Origin of the sequence: Streptosporangium sp. NPDC050284 (assembly GCF_044459525.1) — a bacterium.
Taxonomy (GTDB): Bacteria; Actinomycetota; Actinomycetes; order Streptosporangiales; family Streptosporangiaceae; genus Streptosporangium.
In genome coordinates, this window is the sequence record NZ_JBITIZ010000019.1 from 24,496 (window position 1) to 45,963 (window position 21,468).

Below are 21,468 nucleotides of genomic sequence, written 5' to 3' on the forward strand. Positions count from 1 at the left end.
CCTGACCGACCGTCGGCGGCCGCGTCACAGGTCGCGACCAGGGGAAGGACTGGGAGATGGGGAGTCCGCCCACCCGCCCAAGATCACCTCAAAGGCGGATCCGGCCGTTCAACCGGGGTTTCGGTCATCCGAGGGTGGAGCTGAGCGTGGAAGGCATTGCCGATGGGACCGTGGGCACAGATCAAGGAGACGCACATCGCCGTCGTGCTCCTGCTCGGAGATCGTGTTTTCAAGCTCAAGAAGCCGGTGGATCTCGGCTTCCTGGACTTCACCACCCGTGAGGCCCGGCGAGCCGCCTGCCTGCGGGAGGTGGAACTCAACCGGCGGCTCGCCCCGGACGTCTACGAGGGGGTCGCCGACGTACTGGGCCCGGACGGAGAGGTCTGCGATCATCTCGTCGTGATGCGGCGCATGCCGGAGGAACGCCGCCTCGCCGTCATGGTCCGTCTGGGCCAACCGGTCGAGGAACCCCTGCGAAGCATCGCACGGATGATCGCGAGCATGCACACCCGATCCCCCCACAACCCGCGCATCGACCGGAACGGGGAAAGACAGGCACTGCGGTCCCGCTGGAACGCGAGCTTCGACCAGATCCGCGCGTTTCCCGACACGGTCCTCGACCCCGAGATCGTCACGGAGATCGAACGGCTCACACTGCGTTTCCTCGACGGCCGCGAACCCCTGCTCACCGCCCGCGTCGACGAGGGCCGCATCGTGGACGGCCACGGCGACCTGCTCGCAGAAGACATCTTCTGCCTGCACGACGGGCCGAGGATCCTGGACTGCCTGGAGTTCGACGAACGGCTCCGCTTTCTCGACGGCCTTGACGACGTGGCCTTCCTCGCCATGGACCTGGAGCGGCTCGGGGCACCTCGCCTGGCCGAGGTCTTCCTGCACCACTACATCGAGTTCACCGCCGATCCCGCCCCGCCCTCGCTCTGGCACCACTACGTCGCCTATCGGGCCTTCGTCCGCGCCAAGGTCGCCTGCCTGCGGCAGCGGCAGGAGGACTCCGGCTCGGTGCGAGAGGCCCGGCAACTCGCCGAGCTCACACTCCGCCACCTGCGAGCGGGGGCGATCTCCCTGGTCCTCGTCGGCGGAAATCCCGGAACCGGCAAGTCGACCCTGGCCGCCGCCCTCGCCGACCGCCTCGGACACACGCTGCTGAACAGCGACCGCGTTCGCAAGGAACTCGCCGGCATCGCGCCGGAACAACCGGCGGCGGCACCCTTCGGCGAGGGCATCTACGACCGGCAGCGCACCGAGCGCACCTACGACGAGCTGCTGTTTCGAGCCGAGAGGTTGCTCCGGCACGGCGAGCCGGTCATCCTCGACGCCTCCTGGACCGACGCCGAGCACCGGGCGGCGGCCGAGCACCTCGCCCGGCGCACCTTCAGCGACCTCGTGGCGCTGCGCTGCACCGCCCCGCCACAGATCACCGCCGGGCGGCTCACCCGGCGAACCGGCGGGGTGTCCGACGCCGATCAGGCGATCGCCGCGACCATGGCGGCGAGGACGGCGCCCTGGCCGGAGGCGACCGAGATCGACACCGGCACGACCGTGGAACAGGCACTTGAGCGGGCCCTGGCAGCGATCCATCCTCCCTCGGCCGTCGTCGCCCGGCGGTTCCGGCGCCCTCAGATGGAACCCGGCTGAGGACACCACCGGAGGCCGAAGAAAAGATCGACACGAAACCCGGATCCGTCACCGGACTTTAGGACGGTGACCTTGACAGCGACCCTGAGGGTGACTTTGACGGTGGCCTTCGGCCGGGCGATGAGGCCGAAGGACCCCTGACAGGCGGCGGAGCACCGAGAAAGGCTTGCTTCATGTCGATCCTGGACGAATGTGACGTACTGCTTCGAACCGGGGAGATCGCCCACATCAGACCGCTGCGCGACACGGACCGCGCGGCCCTGCACGCCCTGGTGGACCACACCTCAGAGAAATCGGCCTACCTGCGGTTCTTCACCGGAGGTCGCGCCACGGCCCACCTGTACATGGACCGGCTGACCGGCCCCGACTACCGCGGGCACGCCCAGGTCGCCCTCCTTTCCGGGCGGCTCGTCGCGGTCGCGGAGTACATCCCCGACGAGAGGCGGCACAGCGCCGACGTGGCCGTCCTCATCGACGACCACGTCCACGGCCGTGGCCTGGGCACCCTTCTGCTGGAACACCTCGCGCTCGACGCCGCGGCCCGCGGCGTGGGCGAGCTGGTGGCCGACGTGCGCACCGGAAACGGGACGATGCTGAAAGTCCTCTCCGACCTCGGCCTCACCACGACGCGCGAGTTCACCGGCGACGAGATACGCGTCCGGATCGACCTGCGCCCCACGGACACGCTCACGGCCGCGATCGAGCGGCGCGACCACGAGGCGGAGCGCGCCTCACTGAGGCGGGTACTGTCTCCCCGCTCGGTCGCCGTCGTGGGTGCGAGCCGCGAGCCGGACCGGGTGGGGCATCGGCTGCTGGGAAACCTGCTCGACGGCGGATTTCCCGGCCCGGTCTACCCGGTGAATCCGAAGGCGACTCACATCCTCGGCGTCCCCGCCCATCCCGACCTGTCCTCGATCGACGAGCCGGTCGACCTGGTCGTCGTGGCCACGCCCGCGAGCGCGGTCCTGGACGTCGCGCGCCAGTGCGCCGGCCACGGCCTGGCCGGGCTCGTCGTGGTCAGCGCCGGCTTCGCGGAGACCGGCCCGCCTGGCGCGAAGCGCCAGGCGGAACTGCTGCGCATCTGCCGTACCGGAGGGATGCGGCTGATCGGCCCCAACTGCCTCGGAATCGTCAACACCGGCGCCGCCCTCAACGCCAGTTTCCTGCCCCACCCTCCGCTTCCAGGCGCCGTCGCGCTGATGTCACAGTCCGGAGCGGTGGCCGCCGGGCTCGTCGCCCGGGCCACCACACTCGACATCGGGATCTCCTCCTTCGTCTCGGTCGGCAACAAGGCCGACGTCAGCGGCAACGACCTGCTGGAGTACTGGGAGGACGACCCCCAGACCAAGGTCATCGCCCTGTACCTGGAGTCCTTCGGCAACCCGCGGAGGTTCGGCAGGATCGCCCGCAGGGTGGGACGGCACAAGCCGATCGTCGCGATCAAGAGCGGCCGCAGCACCTCGGGAGACCGGGCCGTACGCTCGCACACCGCCGCCGCCGCGACCCCGGACGTCGCCGTCGACGCCCTGCTGCGCGCCGCCGGAGTCATCCGCGTCGACGGCATGCAGGAGTTGCTGGACACCGCACGACTGCTGGCCACCCAGCCGCTGCCCGCCGGAGGCCGGGTGGCGATCGTCGGCAACTCCGGCGGGCCACAGGCGCTCGCCGCCGACGCCTGTGAACGCCACGGCCTTCTCGTCCCGGAACTGTCGCCCGGCACCCGGCGACGAATGCGCTCCGGGTTGCGCCCGGCCGCCGCCGTCGCCAACCCGGTCGACCTGACGGCCGACGGGCAGGCCGAGGAGCTGGAGTTCGCCGCTTTGACCGCGCTGGAAGACCCGAAGATCGACACCGTGCTGATCGTCTACACCCCGCCGTTCGGTTCCGGTCCCGAGCGGACCCGTGAGGCGATCGCACGGGTGGCCGGCTCGGCGAACAAGACCGTCGTCGCCTGCGTGGTGGGCCGTGACGGGACGACCGGCCCGGTGCCCGTCTACGCCTTTCCCGAGCAGGCCGTGCAGGCGGTGAGCCGGGCCGCGGCCTACGCGCGGTGGCGCTCACGTCCGGTCCCGCCCTTCGTCCCCCCAGCGGGGACGGACATCCAGGCGGCACGGGAACTCGTCGAGGAAGACCTGTCGCGCCATCCTCAGGGCCGCTGGCTCGACCCGGTGACGGCCGCCCGGCTTCTCGGCTGCTACGGGGTAGCCGTGGCGAAGTTCATCGAGGCGGACACTCCGCAAGAGGCCGCCCTCGCCGCCACCCACCTCGGATTCCCCGTCGCGCTGAAGGCGACGGGACCGGTGCACAAGAGCGACGTCGGCGGCGTCCGGCTCGGGCTGCGCACCCCGGCGGAGGTTCGCGGCGCCTACCGGGCGATGAAGGACATGGTCGGCCAGGAGATGACCGGCGCGATCGTCCAGCGGATGGTCCCCGACGGTGTGGAGATCATCGTCGGCGCGGTCCGCCACCCCTCCTTCGGCCCTCTGGTCATGGTCGGCTTGGGAGGCGTGAGCGCCGAGCTGCTCACCGACCGCGCCTTCCGCAGCCCCCCGCTGAGCGGCCAGGACGCCGCGGAAATGATCCGGGAGCTGCACTGCGCCCCACTCCTGTTCGGCTACCGGGGTCGCCCGGTGGCCGACACCGCCACTTTGGAAGATCACATCGTCAGGGTGGCGAAACTCGCAGAAGACCTTCCCCAGATCGCCGAGCTGGACCTGAACCCGATCGTCGCCGGTCCCGCCGACGCCGTCGTGGTGGACGCGCGGATCCGGCTGGCCCCGGCCTCGCCCGTCCCCTCCCCCCTGCGCCGCCGGCTCCGCTGACGAGCCGGCGTCCCACGACCGGCACACGACCGGCATGCGACCCGGCGTGCGGCCGGCGTGCGGCCGACATGCGGCCGACATGCGGCCGACATGCGGCCGACAAGGTCACCTGGCCGCGGCGCACAGGACTTTCGACCCTGTTACCGCCCCCTCCTCGCGCCATAGCGTTCCCAGTGAAGAGATTCCCCGAAGGCCGGCCACCAGAGCCCGGCGTCGCATGCGGGGAGGTTTGAAAAACACCGCGACGGCATGAAACGCCCGCCTCCGCGGACGACACCCACCTTGAAAGGGGAAAACCCCATGGCTGAACGCCTCGCCGCTCCCGGTGACCTCGGCCGCCGGATCACCCGGCGACGTGAAAGCCTCGGCCTCGACCGGGAAGAACTGGCGAAGCGCGCGGGAATCAACCCCTCCTACCTCGCCTACGTGGAGCAGAGGGCGGCCGCACCCGCCATCGAGACCATCGAGCGCCTCGCCTCCGCCCTGGACACCAGCACCGCCGAACTCCTCGGAGGGACCGTCGACCAGCCCCCCGGGCAGGGACGAGCCGCACTCCACCCTGAGCTGAAGCGCCTGGACGCGAAGGAGTGCCTGCGGCTCATCTCCCCCGGCGGGGTCGGCCGGCTGGCCTTCGACGACCTCGGCGGCCCGATGATCCTGCCGGTCAACTACGTCCTGCACGAAGGCTGCGTGATCTTCCGTACCGCCTTCGGCGGCCCGCTCGACGAGAGCCTGAGGACCGGCGTGAAGGGGGTCGAGTTCAAAGTCGCCTTCGAGGTCGATCGAATCGACGACGCCAACCGCGAGGGCTGGAGCGTCCTCATCCGAGGCGGCGTCCATCATGTCACCACCGCCGAGGAACAGGCGGCCGTGATGACCCTGGGCGTCCACCCCTGGGCCGGTGGCGACCGCGAACTCTACGTCAAGATCACCCCTTCCGAGATCACCGGCCGCCGCATCCTGCACGGCCCGTGATCCACACCGGTGCGGCCGCCCGGGCGACCGTCCACCTCCGGCACGTCGCCTTTGGGAAAGGGCGCCGGCCCGCGGGACCGTCAGGGCCGACCGGCCCCGACGGCGGGATCGGGCAGCCGCCGCACCCGGCGGGAAGGGACCGCTCCATGACGCCTCCCGCAGTGGTGGACCTAGAAGAGATCTCCGCGATGATCTTCGACACCGACGGGGTCATCACCGACACGGCCACCGTGCACGCCGCCGCGTGGAAACAGATCTTCGACGCCTTCCTGTGCGAGCACGCCGAACGGTCCGGCGAGCCGTTCCGGATGTTCGACGCCGACGAGGACTATCTGTCTCACGTCGACGGCAAATCCCGGCTGGACGGGGTGAACGACTTTCTACGATCCCGAAACATCACCATCGATCCGGACACGGCGGCGAATCTCGCCGCCTCGAAGGACGCCTTCTTCCTGGCCGAACTCGACACCCGCGGCGTGACCCCCTTCCACTCGACCCTTGCACTCGTTCGCGAACTGCGACGCAGAAAAGTACTCACCGCCGCCGTCTCCGCGAGCCGCAACTGCGCACGGGTGCTCGACGCCGCGCACGCCACCGGCCTGTTCGACATCCTGGTCGACGGCGTGACCGCCGCCCGGCTTGGACTCGCGAGCAAACCCGATCCCGCACTGTTCCTGTACGCGGCCCGGCGACTGGGGGTGGCCCCGAGCCGGGCGGCCGTCGTGGAGGACTCCCTGGCCGGTGTGCGAGCCGGCAGGCGAGGCCACTTCAAACTCGTCATCGGCGTCGATCGGCACACCCGGGGACAGGCCCTGCGGGCCGCCGGAGCCGACCTGACCGTCACCGACCTGGCCGAACTACGACTGAAACCGCCCCCTGATCGCTCAGGCGCCCCGCACCCCCTTAGAGCCGACAGTCCCGGCTCATAAGAGCCCTTGGACCCTGGAAAACGCCGCGAACCCGAACGATGCTGCCCGTATGGACGAGTCACGGCCGACGAGCGCGGAAGCCCCGATGACCAGGCCGGCCCGTGTCACCACCTGTTCGGAGGCGAGATGCACCTCACCGTCAAGGACGTGATGACCCGAAAGGTGATCTCTGTCGGCGAGAACACCTGTTTCAAGGACATCGCGGAAACGCTTCTCACCCACACGGTGAGCGCCCTGCCGGTCGTGGACGGCGACGGCCACGTGGTGGGGATCGTCTCCGAGGCCGACCTGCTCCGCAGACAGGAAGCCAAGGACACGCTCTCCGGCGAGCACCTTCCACCACCCACTCCGCACGAACGGCAGCCCTACGCACACCGAACCGGAGGCGACGTCGCCAGGGAGCTGATGCACGCCCCCGCGATCACGATCTCGAAGGACGCCCCGGTGACGGACGCCGGCCACCTCATGAGGGAGAACGACGTCAAACGGCTCCCGGTGGTCGACGGACAAGGCCGCCTGGCGGGCATCGTCAGCCGCTGCGACCTGCTGAAGGCATATATCCGCTCCGACCACGACATCGAACGCGAAGTCCGCCTGGACGTCCTGACACGCTCGTTGTGGATGGACACCTCCCTCGTCCAGGTCACCGTCAAGGACGGCATGGTGACACTGAGCGGACGGATGACCCTGCGCGGGGACACCAGGATCGCCCTGGAGATGACCCGCCAGATCAACGGAGTCATCGACGTGATCAACGAACTCGCCTGGGACCGGGACAACACCCGCACCGAAGAACGGCTGTGAACTTCGCGATCACGACCTGCCCTCACCCAGTGGAACGCTCCAAATGAGCCGGGTGCCACCCTCCGGCGAGCAGCCGACGACGAAGGACCCACCCAGCCGCTCGGCCCGCTCCCGCAGATCACGCAGCCCATCGTGCCCGCCGTCCGCGGACACGGCGACCCCGTTGTCGACCACGGTCAAGACGAGCCGCTCCTGACCGGCGTCCACCGATACCTCCACCTTCGAGGCCTCGGCATGACGCACCACATCGGACAACGCCTCACGCAACGCGGCCAGCAGGTCCTCGGCCAACGGCTCCGGCACCGCGCCGTCCAGCCGGCCCCCCATCTCCAGGCCCGGAATGAAACCCAGTTCGCCGCGCACCCCCTCCACCAGGGCCACGATCCCCGCACGCAAACCGGGATCGCCCTCCTGAGGGAAGGCACGCAAGGCGAAAATGGTGGAACGGATCTGCCGGATCGTGCCATCGAGCTCGTCGATGGAGCCACGCAGCCGCGACGAGACCTCCGGCCGCTCGATCAGCGGCACCGTGCTCATCAAGGTCAGGGCCACGGCGAACAACCGCTGAATCACCACATCGTGCAGGTCCTTGGCGATCCGGTCGCGATCCTCCAACAGCCCCAGCCGCTCGGCGTCCATCCGGCTCTCGGCCAGCTTCAAGGCGATCGCGGCCTGCCCCGCGAAAGAGTGCAGGGTGCGCAGCTCATCCCCGCTGAACGGGAGACGCCCCGAACGCTTACCCAGCGACAACACCCCCCGCACACCTCCCGACGCTCCGATCGGCACCGCGGCCACCGGGCCGAGCGAGATGTATCCGGCTATCACCACCGGAACCTTCACCTCGCCCGGATCAGTCGCCATGAGCGGCTCACCGGTGACGAAAGCGCGACCGGCCAGAGAATCGGCGATCAACGCCTCGGCATGAGCCACCTGATCACAGGCCTCCCCCTCGGCGATCAACGTACGCAGAACCCGGCCACCCTCATCAGGCAGCAGAACAGCCACGACATCGGCCCCTGCCATCTCCCGCGCCCGCCGCGCGATCAGCCCGAGCACCTCGCGTGGCTCCGCACCCGACAGCAGGCTGGTGGTGACCTCCGCCGACGCCTGCAGCCACATCTCCCTGCGCCGCGTCTCCTCATACAGGCGAGCGTTCTCGATCGCGACACCCGCGGCGGTGGCCAGCGCCGTCACGATCGCCTCGTCCTCCTCGTCGAACGCCCCGCCACCGCGCTTCTCGGTCAGATAGAGATTGCCGAACACCTCCTCACGCACCCGGACCGGCACCCCCAGAAACGACCCCATCGGCGGATGGCCGGACGGAAAGCCACAGGAGGCGGGATGGTCGGTGATGTGGGCCAGCCGCAAAACCTGCGGCTCCTTGATCAGCAACCCGAGCAGGCCCAGCCCATGCGGCCAGTGCTCGATCCGCGCGATCTCCTCCTCACTCAGCCCCACCGGAACGAACTGAACGAGCGTGCTGTGCTCACCGGCCACCCCCAACGCCCCATAGGTGGCGTCCACCAGCGCGGTGGCGGCCTCCACGATCCTGCGCAGCACCGTCTCCAGATCCAGATCGCCACCCACCGCGACCACGGCCTCAAGCAGCGCGTGCACCCGGTCACGGGTCGCCAGCACCGCCTCCAGACGCACCCTCAACTCCGCCAAGAGCTCGTCCAGGCGCATGTGCGTGATCAACGCACCCGGCTCGATCTTCGCCATACCCCAAGTTTCGCACCCGGGCACGCGGACACCCGCCCCGCCAAGGAGACCGTGTCCACTCTTCCGGCCATTGTTTACCCTCCGATGACGAACACCTGACCGACAAGACACGACCTCGTCGGCCCGCTCGGGATCCCGGCACCCGGTGGCCGAAAGACCTCCACATCGAGGACCTGTGGCCTCTGCCCGAACGGCCCTCCCGGCAGTGAGATGGAGATCCGGGAACCCGGCGGACAGCGGCGAGCCGCCCCCGATCCGCGCAGGGCCGCCCATCACACCACGAAGGACCCGCGTGTCCCGAAGGAGGTCGTCGATGTACGCCACGGTCAAAGACGTCATGACCACGAAGGTGACGTCGGTCAGGGGCGACGCCCCGTTCAAGGACGTCGCCGAGGCGCTCATCACCCACACGGTGAGCGCGCTTCCCGTCGTCGACGACGAAGGGCACGTCATCGGCATCGTCTCCGAAGAGGACCTGCTCCACAAGGAGGGCTTCAAGGAGCGCTACTACCGCGAGGGCTACCAGCCACCGCTACGCATCCGGCTACTCCACCGCCTGGGCCAGAAGGGCGGCGACGGCCGCGCCAAGGCCCGTGGCGACACCGCCGCCGACCTGATGACCGCCCCCGCGATCACGATCCAGCAGCACGCCTCCGTCGTGTCCGCCATACGCCTCATGATCGAACACGGAGTCAAAAGGCTGCCGGTAGTAGATGCCGACGGATCGCTCCAGGGCATCGTCAGCCGCCACGACCTGCTCAAGGTCTTCGTCCGCGGTGACGCCGACATCGCCCGTGAGGTGGAGGAGAACATTCTCGGACACTCCCTGTGGGCCGCCCCCAACACCGCCACCGCCACCGTCGCGCACGGCGTCGTCACCCTGAGCGGCCACATGCACCGACGCGAGGACGCCCAACTCGCGGTACGGATAACCCAGCGGGTGAACGGAGTCGTCGATGTGATCGACAACCTGGAGTGGGACGTCGACGACGTCCCAGCCCGGACAAGACACCGAAGGTAAAAATTCACCTCCCCCGGGTTCTTCAGCCCCTCGGCCGTGACCCGGGCGGCTCCCGAAGACCTGAAGCCCTCACCCCATCAGCCCTTCCGAACACCCGAAGAGACCCTAGAGATCACCGGAGGTGTCGGAACCCGACAGGACGGGCTCGTTCCGCGACGGACTCTCCCAGCCTGCGGGAACGACCGCCACGGGGCAGAAGCCATGCTGAAGAACCGACCTCGAGGTCGAGCCGAGCCTGCCGTGATCACGCGCTCCGCCGACCACCACCAGGCTCGCCTCCCTGGACACGTCCTCCAGCAGGTCCTTCGCGGACGTCGCGGCGAAACAGGTACGGACCAACACTCCTGGACAGGTGATCCGCCATGGCCCCAGCCGCTCCAGCATGCCGTCCTCCGCCGCGTTCGCCGCGACCCGCGTGTCGTGCACCAACGGCTGCAGGCGCCCGGCATGCACCGCCGTCAGCTTCAACCGCCTGAGGGCGGCCTCACGAAAAGCGAACTCGATCACCCCGTCAGGGGTGTCGCCGCTCATCCCCAGAACCACGGCACCACGCTCCCTCGGCACCGGGATCGGACCGGGCCCGCGCACCACGATCACCGGACACCCCGCATGAGCCGCCACATACCCAGCGACCGACCCCAGAACGGTCCTGGCCAGGGTGCCCATGCCCCGAGAACCCACGACGATCATCGCCGCACGCTCCGACAGCTCGACCAGCCGTTCGGCGGCCGCGCCCTCATACAGATCCGTCGTGATATCGGTCAGCGTGCTACACGCGCGAGCGCAGTCGGCCCCGTGATACAGCACATGCTCGGCGGCGTTACGCAGGTGAAGCCTGGCATCCTCATCGGCCTCCCCATACGGCCACCGCCACGTGTGAACCACCTTCAGCGGCAACCTCCCGAGCTCGGCCTCGTCCATCGACCACTCCAGGGCCTGCATGGAGAAGTCGGAACCGTCATAGCCGACGACAACCTCACGAATATCGCTCATCGCCCTCACCTCCCTCTCCATGCTCGCCAGGGCACACGCAGAAGAGCAGGGCGGAAGGTCCCACCACGGTGGGACCTTCCGCCCTGCTCACCCCACGGCGCCCACCCGCGAAACCCAGGCGACGAACCCTGATCCTCCACCCACCCTCACCCGGCCGGGCGACGAGGCGGCCCCCGAGGAAACCCAGGGGACCTTCGTCCCTACCCGGCGAACGACGGAGCCACGAAGAATGAGACGGGCCAGGGGCGTGCAACACGCAAGACCCGCCAGATCCCGGCCCCAGCCACCGGGACAGAGCACCGACCCCTGACAACGCACCGAGGGCGGTGACCATGACAGCACCCATCATCGTCGGCGTCGACGGCTCGACGCCTTCGCTACAGGCCCTGACCTGGGCAACGCGAGAGGCGACCCTGAGAAAGGCGCCGTTACGCGTCGTCCACGCCGCCCTGCGCTGGGCCTACGACGTCCCGCTCGTCCCCCAACCCGGCCACTGGGGCCCCGCCGAGGAAGCCGCCTGCGAGGAGCTCCTTCACCGGGCAGCCGAACAGGTCCGCTCCCACGACCCCGCGCTGAAGGTCACCACCGAGATCCTCGACGGAAACGCCGCCGAGGCGATCGCCGCCGTGGCCGAGAACGCACAGCTGGTCGTCGTCGGCCACCGAGGCCTGGGCGGATTCGCCGGGCTGCTACTGGGCTCGGTCAGCCACGACCTGGCCGCCCGATCCCCGTGCCCGGTAGTGATCGTCAATCAACCGCACACCACCCGGGGCAGCGAGATCGTCGTCGGCGTCACCGGACGTGCCGACCAGGACCCCGTCCTGGAGTTCGCCTTCGGCGAGGCGTCCCTGCACCGGCGCCCACTGCGAGCGGTCCACGCCTGGACCCACCCGGCCAGCAGAGCACCCGGCGACATGCAGCCACTCGTCTACGACGTCGAAGACGTCGGCGACGAGGAGGCCCGCCTGCTGGCCGAGTCGCTCGGTGGCTGGCGGGAGAGGTTCCCCGACGTGCCCCTCATCGAGCAGGTCGTGCACAAGCATCCGGCCAAGGCGCTCATCGACGCCTCCGAGACCGCTGAGCTGGTCGTCGTGGGCGCCCGCGACCGGGCGATGTTCCTCAACTCGACCGTACGCGCCCTGCTCCACCACGCTCGGGCGCCCGTCGCCGTCCATCGCACCTCGCACGCTCCCCGGAGTTGAGCCTTCCCGGCGCGAGACCGCCGTGGCACCGCCTGCCGTACGACGAGAAAGCACATGTCCCGGCACCGGGCACCTCACGAGCGAACGATGGCCGGCCCTCACGTAGCGCACGCTGGCCCTGCTTTTTCAGCGCTCCCTTTAGTCCTTTTTGTCTTGTTTGTCGGTTTTGAACTAACCCGTTCCCTTTACAAAGTAGATCAGCAATGTCTTTCACCCCCTCGAACCTTCCGGACACGCGCGACCGCCGCCGGACACGGCGGCGCAGAGCATGCCCCGCCGTGTCCGGCGATGATCCCGAGGGGCCTACAGCAGGGGCGGGAGGACGAGCAGGTCGTCGTCACCGTGCTCAAGCCGTGAGGTGACGTCGACGACGCCTTCGAGCAGGCGGATCGCCTCGACGAGCTGGACGACCTGTGAGCGGCGTTCGACCTTGCCGTCGAGCGTCACCACACCGTTCTCGACGCCGATGACCACCTCGGATCCGGTGGTCAGGTCGCTGGCGACCGCCTCGGCCTCGGCGCGCAGTTCGGCCTCGGCGCGGTCGAAGACGCGCAACAGGTTCGCCCGGTGCAGGATGCCGGCGAGGCGGCCGGTCACCGGGTCGATCACCGGAAGCTGCTGGATCCTCTTGTCGTGCATGAGTCGCGCCGCCTCCCTGGCGGGCATGCCCGGCGTAACGGTGATCGCGGGCGAGGTCATCAGGTCCTTGGCCACCACCGCCGCGGCCTTCTCGTGCTCGCGCCGGCGAGCGGCGCTCTCGAAGATGGAGATGCTGTGACGCACCGCGTCGCTCTCCTTGAGCAACAGGTCGTCCTGGGAGACCACCCCGACCGGACGGCGCTCCACGTCGACGACCGTCACCGCGCCCACGGCGAAGCGTCGCATCACGGCCACGATGTCGGCGAAACCCGCGTCCTGCCGCACGGCGATGGCGGTGCGCCCCATCACGTCACTCACGGTGATCGACATTTTCTTCTCCAATTCCTGCGAGTCCTCACGGATGCTCCCGCCCTCCGGGCGCCGCCCGGAGTGGACGATCGCCACACCGCGATGCGCGTGGCATCCTCCGTCTTCTCTCCCATCAGACATCCCTCCCGGCGGTCCGCTCCAGGGCCACAGGTCCCGATCTCACCGCGTGAGGGCAGAGTCTTTCGTCCCGGACCCGGTACGCGTCATCGCCCGATGTCCCGTCGGCGCCCGGCCTGAGGGCAGATCGTCGGTGATGAAGGGGACTTTCGCCCCTAACGTCGCTGGAGAGCGACCGGGCAGCCTTGAGGGCATGAAGCTCGACTCGGCAGGTCTGCAGATCCTCTCGCGCCAGGAGTGCGTCACGCTCCTGGCGTCGGCCTCGATCGGGCGCATCGTGTTCACCGACCGGGCCCTGCCCGCGGTGCAACCGGTCAACTTCGTGCTCGACGGCGAGAACATCGTGATCCGCACGGGTTTCGGATCCAAGCTCGCCGCCGCGGCCAGCGACGCGATCGTCGCCTTCGAGGCCGACGAGTTCGACCTCACCGCCCGCACCGGCTGGTCGGTCACCGCCGTCGGCCCCGCACGCGCCGTACGCGAACCGGACGAGATCGAGCGCCTGTCCGCACTCCCCCTGCGCACCTGGGCGCCGGCCAACCGTGACCACTACATCGTGGTACGCGCCGAGCAGATAACCGGCCGCCTCCTCTCGTCCAGGCATGACGAGCGGGAGACCTGACAGCCCGTTTCCGGCACCGCCCACAGCCGCGTCCGGTGGCAGCGACCAATGGCGGCCGGACAGGGACCTCCGGCCCTACATCCCGCCGTCCACCGGGCGTGAGATGGAGATGAGAAGAGACGGTCACGGAGCCGGGCAGATGACCACACTCATCACTTGTCCGCAGGGAGCGGAAAGGGGCCGTTCCCGGAGAACTCCGCCCGGCGGACCTTCGAGCCGGGCGAGCAGGCCCGCACCATCACGGGTGGAGAACATGCCATGCGCACCAAGGTAGAGAACGTCATGACCAGGAACGTGGCGCTGGTCACCGCCGACACCCCGTTCAAGGACATCGCCGAGACGCTCATCGCGTGCGCGGTGAGCGCCGTTCCCGTCGTGGACGGGGAGGGCCGTGTCATCGGCATCGTCTCCGAGGCGGATCTGCTCGCCAAGGAGGAGTTCCGGGAGCAGTACTACCGTGAGGGCTACCAGCCGCCGCTGCGCGCCCGGCTGCGGCACCGGCTGAACCAGGAGGTCCGCGCCCCGAAGGCCAAGGCACGGGGCGACGTCGCCGCCGAGCTGATGTCCTCCCCCGCGATCACCGTCACCGGAAAGACGCCGACGGTCGGCGCCGCCAGGCTCATGGAGGCGCACGGCATCAAGCGGCTCCCCGTCGTCGACCAGGATGGCCGCCTGGTGGGCATCGTCAGCCGCCGCGACCTCATCAGGGTTTTCGTCCGGCCCGACTCCGACATCGCCGACGAGGTGCGCGAGGAGGTCCTCGGCCGCTCCCTGCGGATGGAGACCGCGCAGGTCAACGTCCGGGTCGACCATGGTGTCGTCACCCTGACGGGCACCATGGAACGTCGCAGCGAAGCCGAGATAGCGGCCCGGGTGGTCGGCCGCGTCAACGGCGTCGTCGACGTGGTGAACGAGGTGCGCTGGCTCCAGGACGACGACACCTGGAGCGGAGGGTCAGCTTCTCGGTCGTAAACGACCGAGCTTGCGGCTCCTCGCCGTCGATGGATTCGACGGTTCAGGCCGCGTCGTCGGCAGCGTGACTCACTGCCCAGCTCGCAACGCCGCGTGCGGCGATGTTGCGGGCCGCGTTGACGTCGGCGTGCTCAGCGAAGCCGCACGACATGCAGGAAAAGGTGGCCTGATCGGGCCGGTTCTTCTTGTCGATGTGGCCGCACGCCGAACACCCCTGCGAGGTGTACGCGGGATCGACGTGGACCACGGCGACCCCGGCACGGGCGGCCTTGTAGGCGATGAACGCACCGAGTTGGTGGAACGCCCACGAGTGCAGCGTGACCCGCTGGGGCCTGCGGAGCCGTACCCGCTCACGGATGCCCTGGAGGTCTTCCAGGGCGATGCCGCGTCCGGTGCGTGCAGCCTCGGTCACGATCTGCTTGGAGATGACATGGTTGACGTCGCGGGCGAAGCGGGCCTCTTTTCGGCGGCGTGCCTTCAGCAGCCGTTTGGCGGATTTGGTCTGCTTGGCCTGCAGGCGCCGCCGCAGCTCTCGGTTGCGGTGCCGGACGGCGTTCAAGTGCTTGCCCGAGTGGTGTTCGCCGTCATTGGTGGTGGCGATGTTCGCGATGCCGAGGTCGACGCCGAGGAATCCGTCGGGTTCGATGACCTCGGTGTCCGGGATATCGCAGGTGGCGATCAACAACCACAGGCCGTCGCGGTGGATGAGGTCGGATTCGCCCTTGCGGTAGGCGGCCAGCGCGTGGGCCTGCTCATCGGAGCAGCCGAATCGGACGCCTTTCATCCGGCCGCCGGTGGTCCAGATGCTCACGGTCCGCTCAGCGGTCTGCCAGGACAGGCACCGGTCGTCGAGCGGCTGGGCGGCGTCGGCGCGGAAGGCGACCGGCTTGCGCAGCTTCGCTTTCGCCTGCGCCTTCACCGTCGTGTAGGCGTCGGTGACCTTCTTGATGACGTGCTGGGCGGGCTGGGCCGACAGGCCCATCTCCTTGAGCCGGCCGTAGGTGTGCCTGCGCAGGTCGTAGTTGCGGAACGTCTTCGTCTGCCACGCGATACCGGCGACGAGGTTGGCTGCTTCGTTACACAGGCGCAGCGTGTCCGCCAGCGCCGCCTCCTGGGCGGGCGTGGGGAACAGCCGGACCTGCACCACGAATTTCACGCTGCGAAGCGTAACCACTCAGGCCGACACGTGCGGTCCGTATGCGATTCCTCCCGGGCCCGAAGGCCCGGGGCTCCTCGCAAGTGACATGCTGAACCGGTCGCTCCCCCGCCCCTCACGCGTCCCGGCCAGGATCCTCCCGAGCGGCGAACGATCCTGGAAGAAGAACGCGACCCGGTCGCCGGAAAGCGCGAGGCCACGCGATTCGGCTTCGCGATCCCACGACCGTGCGACAGCGAAACAAGAACGTAACACGCGATGACTCACCGTTAATCACATCGGCCTTCCGAAGCTTAATAAAGGACCACTCTGCCGCTTGCCCGAAGACCCTCCATGGGCACCGATAAATGCCCCTACTTCGATGGACAGCAATCTCTTACCATCGTGGAACCAAATGGTTCGGCGATCTCACTGATGGTTATTCATGCCTGGTGGAAAAGGCGACGACACTCATCACCGCGACACCGAGGGGCGATTAACATTCGACCTCCGCGCCTCCCGGTCATTTATTCCCCCTTCCACCGAGTGACGAGATCGTTGACCGCGCCTACGATAACGATCGTCACCGACACAGCCCGCTCCGGCGGGCAGGAATGGGAGTGCAGATGGCGACGAACGAACCACTCCACCTCGATCTGGAGGCGCTCGACGTGATGACGGTCGAGCTCCCCGGCGAGGATCTCGTGAAGGCCCTGGGCATGGGTCTCGGTAACACCGAAGTGGGCGCCTCGGGCATCACCGGGCGCACGAGCTGGCTCGTCTAGGCTCCCCGCACATGGTCTCGACGCGTCGTGGCCTGCCGGGACGCGTCGAGATCGACGCGGCTCATCGCACGGTGGACGCGACCGTGGTCGCCAGAATCGCCGCGCTACCGGTGGCGGCGCTCGCGGAGCTGAGGTGCACGGCCACGTGGCGGAGCGTCCAGGAGATCCTGGCGATTCGTGATCGGCTGGCCGACGAGGGCCGACGGCTCGCGGACGAGCTGGAGACGGTGATCGGAGCGGTCGGGCCAGGCCCGCAGCGGCCGGCGCTGGTGGCGTTGCGCCGGGCGCTGTACAACGCGAGACGCCCGGCGGGCCGCGCCTGGCCGGTGGAGGTCGGCTCCGGCCTCGCTCCGCGCGTCGCGGCCTGGATCGCGGACCTCGATCGGCATGACGCGCTCGTCCGGCGGCTACCGGAGGAGCTCGATCAGGAGTGCCGGGGCACCTACGAGGCGCTGCGCCGATGGGTCGGCACCGACGCCTTCGGCCACGGCGTGCTCCAGGCGGGACCGGCGATGTCCGCCGCGCTGCGCCGGTGGCTGGCCGCACCGCCCGGCACCGCCCCGCCGCGCCAGGTCGCGCTCCGCCTCAGCCGCTACCTGGCCCGCGTCGTGGCGAAGACGAGCCCGCACGCGACCTTCATGATGGCGGCTCTCGGACGGTGGAGCGACGACGGCGAGCCGGTCCGCTGGGACGGGCCGTGGGCGTGGCGCAGCGCGGTCGAGCCGAATGTCCCCCTGCTGCTGCGGCTGCTCACCGACCTGGCCCGCGCCGACGACGGCCTCGCGGACCTCTTCGAGATCAGGCCCAACCCGAGCCTCGACGAGGACGACGGCCGCCTGTGGTACGTGACCGGCCAGGAGGACGCCTACAACGGCATCGCCGCCTCCGAACCGCTCCGGCGGCTGCTGCGCCCGCCGTACGGCGATCTCCGTACCGGGGCCGGTGACGCGCTCGGCCGGCTGCTCGACCTGGGAGTGCTGGAACTCCATCCCCCGGTCGCCGACCAGGCCGCCGCGCACCTCGCCGACCTGACCGATCGGCTCGGCACACATCCCGCGGGCAAGGCGCTCGCCGCCGCGCAGGAGGCGCTCGCCCGTTACCCGGAGGCGGCCCGCGTGTCGGAACGCGAGGCGCTGCGACGGAAGGTGCGCTCAGCGTTCACCCGGCTGGCCGAAGACGACGCCGACCGCCTGCCGGACCGCAACCTCTTCCACGAGAACGCGGTGGTCACCACGCCCGGACCTCGGCTGGGCCTGGCCGCCTGGCGTCCCGCCCTGGGCGACCTGCACGCGATCACCGACTTCGCCGCGGTCTTCGATCGGGACGGCGTCGCCCGGCTGCTCGCCGCCGACCTGTTCGCGCAGTGGTTCGGCGCCGGCGCGCGGGTGTCGTTCGGCCGGTTCCACCGAACGCTCGCCGAGCGAACCCATCGGGCCGTACCCGGCACCCTCGCCGGTGAACTGCACGCGCTCATGTATCCGTGGCAGGAGCGGCACCCAGAAGGCCGGACGCCCGCCGTGCCCCGGCTCGACGAGCTTCGAGACGCCCGCGCGGCGGCGCTGGCCGCGGTGCGCGGGCTGCTGCCCCAGACCCCGGACCCGCTCACCGTCGATCCGACGGTGCTGGCCGGTCTTACCGCCGGCCGTCCCGCGTTCGTCCGTCCCGTCGGGTCGCTGTCATGCTTCGTGCAGACGATCGGCCCGCCGGAGGACACGCCGGTTCGGCTGGTGCTCAACGGGTTCGGCCCCGGGCACGGCGCGATGCGCAGCCGCGTGCACCGCCTGCTGCGGGTCGCCGGGGTTCCCGCCGGTGAGAACCGTCCGCTCGGGACGGAACGCGGCGTGCCGGTGGAGATCACCGGGCTGTTCGGCAGCAACGTCAACCTGCGTTCCGCGGTGGCGACCCAGGAGATCGGCTATCCGGGCGTGGTCCCGAGTGGCCCGGCCGTGCTCGGCCTGCGTGACCTCGCCGTCCGGCACGAGCCAGGCGCCGGCGGTCTCGTTCTGACGCACGCCGGGCACGACACCCCGCTCCTGCCGGTGTACACCGGAATGGTCGCGCCCATGCTGCTGCCGCGTACGGCACGCCTCCTGCTCCAGCTCTTCGGCGACATGCCCAGCCCGGTGATGGGGCTGGAGTCGATCTTCTCCCGGCCGCCGGAGGCGGTGCCGGCCCGCGTCGGGCGTACGGCCCGGGTGTCGGTCGGCCGGGTCACCGTGGCCCGTGCCGCCTGGTACGTCCCGGTGCGCGAGATCCCGCGCCGGGGCAGGGGCGACTCCGCCGCGACGCACCTGCTCGCGCTCGCGGCCTGGTTCGCCGAGCACGCCCTGCCGGAACGTTGTTTCGTCTCCTCTGCCGATCCCGGCGCGCCGGTCCGCGACAGGCTGCGCGTGGGGCGGCTCGCCAAACCGACCTATCTCGATCTGGCCGATCCGGCGCTGGTCGCGCTGTTCGACCGGGGGCTGGACGCGAGCGGATCGATGGTCGTCTTTCGTGAGCCACTCCCGGACTTCGAGGCGGCGGCCGACCTCGGAGGAGACGGCGACCACCCCGATCGCCGCCGCCATGTGAGCGAGTACGTGGTCGAGGTGGGCCATGCCTGACCGCTGGATCTCCCTGCACGCCTTCCACCGGACCGACACCGACCTGCTGCTCGGCACGGCCGTCCACGGCCTGGTGCGGGAGCTGGACGAACGGCTCGACCGGTTCTTCTTCCTGCGGTACTGGGAGGGCGGCCCGCATCTGCGGCTCCGCCTGCTGCCGCGCGTCCCCGGCGACGCGACGACGATCGAGAAACGCGCCACAGCCGTGCTCCAAGAGCACCTCGCGGCGCATCCGACGACGGACCCGTGGGATCGCGAGGGCTACGCGCTGCTCGCCCGGGAGTTCGCCGGGCGGGAGGGCATGGACACCTACGACCGGCGGCTGCGGCCCGACGACCACGTGGAGGCCGTCGCCTACCGGCCCGAGTACGCGACGTTCGGCGGGCCGGAGGCGATCGCCGCCGTCGAGCGGCACTTCACCGACTCCAGCCGGATCGCGCTCGCGATCCTGCGCGGCGAGCACGACCACCGGCGGCGGCTGGGCCACGCCCTCTCCGCGATGATGCTCGCCCTCATCGCCTGGGAGCCCGACCCCCGCCGCCTGGGCCCTCTGCTGGCCGGGGAACGTGACCGCTGGGATCCGGCACCGGCCCGTGCCCGGCAGGTGGAGATCTTCACGAGGCAGCGCGAAGCCCTCACCGCGCAGGCGGAAAGGTGCCGGCTCATCGCCGCCCGCGCCGTCTCCTCCCAGAACCACGCCACGGCCGGCCGTTCCGTCGGCGGGCCATCTTTTGGCGGCGTCCTCGATACGGGCGACACGTACGACTCGCCCGGCGCCTGGTGGCGCTCGGTCGACACCCTGCACCGGCGCCTTGTCGCGCTCCAGCGGGCCGGGCGCTTCTCCCCGGTCCGCGCCCAGGGCGCGTTCCGTACTTCCGGCGCCGTCGACGCCCCGGCGGACACGGACCGCCACGACATCCTGAGCGTGCTGGACCGGTGCGTCCACCTGTTCTGCAACCGTCTCGGCCTGTCGATCGCCGAAGAGGCGCACCTGCGCTACCTCACCGCAGTCACCCTGGAGGGGGCGGCACGATGCGAGGAAACCTCGTGAGCGAACTCCCCTGGCACGGCATCCAGATCCGCTACTACGACCAGGACAAGGACGCGCTGATCCTGGACTGCGTCCGCCCGCTGTTCCAGCGTCTGGACGGCCTCATCCAGCAGCCCTACCTCGTCCGCCACTGGCGCCGAGGGCCGCACCTGCGGCTCAACTTCCGCGCGACCCCGCGAGACTGGGAACGCGAGATCCTCCCCGTCGCGACCGAAGCGATCACCGGCTATCTGCGTGAGCATCCCTCCACCACCCGCCTCGACGAGCACGAGCACCTCGCCGCCCACCGCCTGCTCGCCGTACGGGAGCACGAGACCGGGCCGTTGCGGCCGTGGTATCCGGACAACTCCCTGCAGATCGAGCCGTACGACGACCGGTTGCGCGTCTTCGGCGGCCGGTCGCTGGCGAACCTGATCGACGCGTCCGCCGCGGAGAGCACCCGGCTCGTCTTCGGCACGCTGGACCTGGTCCGCCGGGGTGAGCTCGCGCTGTTCGCGGTCGCCATCGACCTCATGGTCGCCGTGGCGCACGTGAGCGTCCCTCCGGTCAGCCGCGGTTACATGTCCTATCGATCTCACGTCGCGGCGGCGGCCTCGTGCTGTGAGAACCGGGACGCGATCATGGCCGCGTTCGAGGCCAGGTACCGCGAGAACGCCAGGCAGATGCGCGCGACGGTGGTCGACGTGGTCGCATCGATCGACGCGGGCGACCCGGCGCCGCACGTACGCGACTGGATCGCCTTCACCCACCGCCACAAGGAGATCGCCCTGCCGCTGCTGGCCCGCAAGGAGATCGATCTGGACGTCTCCGACCAGCCGGTGCTCCAGCGCCACCGGGTCGACTATTTCGACGTGCTCATGTCCACCGACCGGCACCGCACCGAGATCCTCGAATCGGACTGGTTCCTCGCCCACCGCCTCGCGGTCAACATGCTCTACGCCCATCTGGCCCGGCTCGGCGTCACCCCGATCCAGCGGCACCTGTTCTGCCATCTGATCGCTTCGGCGGTGGAGGAGGAGTACGGCGTCTCCCCGCTGGAGAGGGCCCGCGATTACCTGCTCAGTGGCTGAGCCGCCACCCGCCGGACAGG

The 21,468-nt window shown here is 69.7% G+C and carries 17 protein-coding genes; 13 read left to right on the forward strand and 4 right to left on the reverse strand.

Translation table 11 applies throughout. The features are described 5' to 3' along the window. The first annotated feature begins 162 nt into the window (after positions 1–162). The 5 genes from ACIBH4_RS33345 (at position 163) to ACIBH4_RS33365 (ending at position 7,186) form a co-directional block, all read left to right on the forward strand. Positions 163–1,656: an AAA family ATPase gene (locus ACIBH4_RS33345; protein ID WP_362765297.1), complete on the forward strand. Its 1,494-nt coding sequence runs from the start codon at positions 163–165 to the stop codon at positions 1,654–1,656. A 173-nt stretch (positions 1,657–1,829) separates the two neighbouring features. Next, the gene (locus tag ACIBH4_RS33350; protein ID WP_362765299.1) at positions 1,830–4,478 is read left to right on the forward strand and encodes a GNAT family N-acetyltransferase; all 2,649 of its coding nucleotides are present in this window, start codon (positions 1,830–1,832) and stop codon (positions 4,476–4,478) included. A gap of 300 nt (positions 4,479–4,778) precedes the next feature. Next, positions 4,779–5,453: a pyridoxamine 5'-phosphate oxidase family protein gene (locus tag ACIBH4_RS33355; protein ID WP_362510960.1), complete on the forward strand. Its 675-nt coding sequence runs from the start codon at positions 4,779–4,781 to the stop codon at positions 5,451–5,453. A gap of 146 nt (positions 5,454–5,599) precedes the next feature. After that, positions 5,600–6,382 (forward strand): HAD-IA family hydrolase, encoded by a 783-nt coding sequence (locus ACIBH4_RS33360; protein WP_362510963.1) that lies wholly within the window; start codon positions 5,600–5,602, stop codon positions 6,380–6,382. Between the two features lie 126 nt (positions 6,383–6,508). Then, a complete protein-coding gene (locus ACIBH4_RS33365; RefSeq protein ID WP_399173458.1) occupies positions 6,509–7,186 on the forward strand; it encodes a CBS domain-containing protein in 678 nt (225 codons plus the stop codon). Between the two features lie 9 nt (positions 7,187–7,195). Here ACIBH4_RS33365 and ACIBH4_RS33370 read toward each other — a convergent pair whose 3' ends face one another. Then, positions 7,196–8,908, reverse strand: coding sequence for a GAF domain-containing protein (locus ACIBH4_RS33370; protein ID WP_362765304.1), 1,713 nt, complete (start codon positions 8,906–8,908; stop codon positions 7,196–7,198). Between the two features lie 313 nt (positions 8,909–9,221). Here ACIBH4_RS33370 and ACIBH4_RS33375 point away from each other — a divergent pair, with 313 nt between their 5' ends. Continuing rightward, positions 9,222–9,929, forward strand: coding sequence for a CBS domain-containing protein (locus ACIBH4_RS33375; protein ID WP_362510972.1), 708 nt, complete (start codon positions 9,222–9,224; stop codon positions 9,927–9,929). 105 nt (positions 9,930–10,034) lie between these two features. Here the strand turns inward: ACIBH4_RS33375 and ACIBH4_RS33380 are convergent, their stop codons facing one another. After that, the gene (locus tag ACIBH4_RS33380) at positions 10,035–10,922 is read right to left on the reverse strand and encodes a universal stress protein (RefSeq protein ID WP_362510975.1); all 888 of its coding nucleotides are present in this window, start codon (positions 10,920–10,922) and stop codon (positions 10,035–10,037) included. Positions 10,923–11,254: 332 nt separating this feature from the next. On the opposite strand from ACIBH4_RS33380, the gene ACIBH4_RS33385 reads away from it, so the two are divergent. Then, positions 11,255–12,124, forward strand: a complete 870-nt coding sequence (locus tag ACIBH4_RS33385; RefSeq protein ID WP_362765307.1) for a universal stress protein — start codon at positions 11,255–11,257, stop codon at positions 12,122–12,124. Between the two features lie 303 nt (positions 12,125–12,427). Here the strand turns inward: ACIBH4_RS33385 and ACIBH4_RS33390 are convergent, their stop codons facing one another. Then, positions 12,428–13,093, reverse strand: coding sequence for a CBS domain-containing protein (locus ACIBH4_RS33390; protein WP_362510982.1), 666 nt, complete (start codon positions 13,091–13,093; stop codon positions 12,428–12,430). A 310-nt stretch (positions 13,094–13,403) separates the two neighbouring features. Here ACIBH4_RS33390 and ACIBH4_RS33395 point away from each other — a divergent pair, with 310 nt between their 5' ends. Together ACIBH4_RS33395 and ACIBH4_RS33400 are read left to right on the forward strand one after the other, a co-directional pair. Then, positions 13,404–13,832: a pyridoxamine 5'-phosphate oxidase family protein gene (locus ACIBH4_RS33395; RefSeq protein ID WP_362510986.1), complete on the forward strand. Its 429-nt coding sequence runs from the start codon at positions 13,404–13,406 to the stop codon at positions 13,830–13,832. 258 nt (positions 13,833–14,090) lie between these two features. Then, positions 14,091–14,804 carry a CBS domain-containing protein gene (locus ACIBH4_RS33400; RefSeq protein WP_362510989.1) on the forward strand — a complete coding sequence of 238 codons (714 nt, stop codon included), beginning with the start codon at positions 14,091–14,093 and terminating at the stop codon, positions 14,802–14,804. 43 nt (positions 14,805–14,847) lie between these two features. Here the strand turns inward: ACIBH4_RS33400 and ACIBH4_RS33405 are convergent, their stop codons facing one another. Beyond that, the gene (locus ACIBH4_RS33405; RefSeq protein ID WP_362765310.1) at positions 14,848–15,960 is read right to left on the reverse strand and encodes a transposase; all 1,113 of its coding nucleotides are present in this window, start codon (positions 15,958–15,960) and stop codon (positions 14,848–14,850) included. A 605-nt stretch (positions 15,961–16,565) separates the two neighbouring features. Between ACIBH4_RS33405 and ACIBH4_RS33410 the strand changes: the two genes are divergently transcribed. The 4 genes from ACIBH4_RS33410 to ACIBH4_RS33425 are packed head-to-tail and all read left to right on the forward strand — an operon-like array spanning position 16,566 to position 21,448. Next, positions 16,566–16,724, forward strand: coding sequence for a hypothetical protein (locus ACIBH4_RS33410; protein WP_362510995.1), 159 nt, complete (start codon positions 16,566–16,568; stop codon positions 16,722–16,724). A gap of 11 nt (positions 16,725–16,735) precedes the next feature. Beyond that, positions 16,736–19,327 (forward strand): lantibiotic dehydratase, encoded by a 2,592-nt coding sequence (locus ACIBH4_RS33415; protein WP_362765313.1) that lies wholly within the window; start codon positions 16,736–16,738, stop codon positions 19,325–19,327. Continuing rightward, the gene (locus tag ACIBH4_RS33420) at positions 19,320–20,378 is read left to right on the forward strand and encodes a lantibiotic dehydratase C-terminal domain-containing protein (protein WP_362765316.1); all 1,059 of its coding nucleotides are present in this window, start codon (positions 19,320–19,322) and stop codon (positions 20,376–20,378) included. The genes ACIBH4_RS33415 and ACIBH4_RS33420 overlap by 8 nt, the downstream gene beginning before the upstream one ends. Next, positions 20,375–21,448, forward strand: a complete 1,074-nt coding sequence (locus ACIBH4_RS33425; protein WP_362511005.1) for a thiopeptide maturation pyridine synthase — start codon at positions 20,375–20,377, stop codon at positions 21,446–21,448. The genes ACIBH4_RS33420 and ACIBH4_RS33425 overlap by 4 nt, the downstream gene beginning before the upstream one ends. Positions 21,449–21,468: the final 20 nt, after the last annotated feature.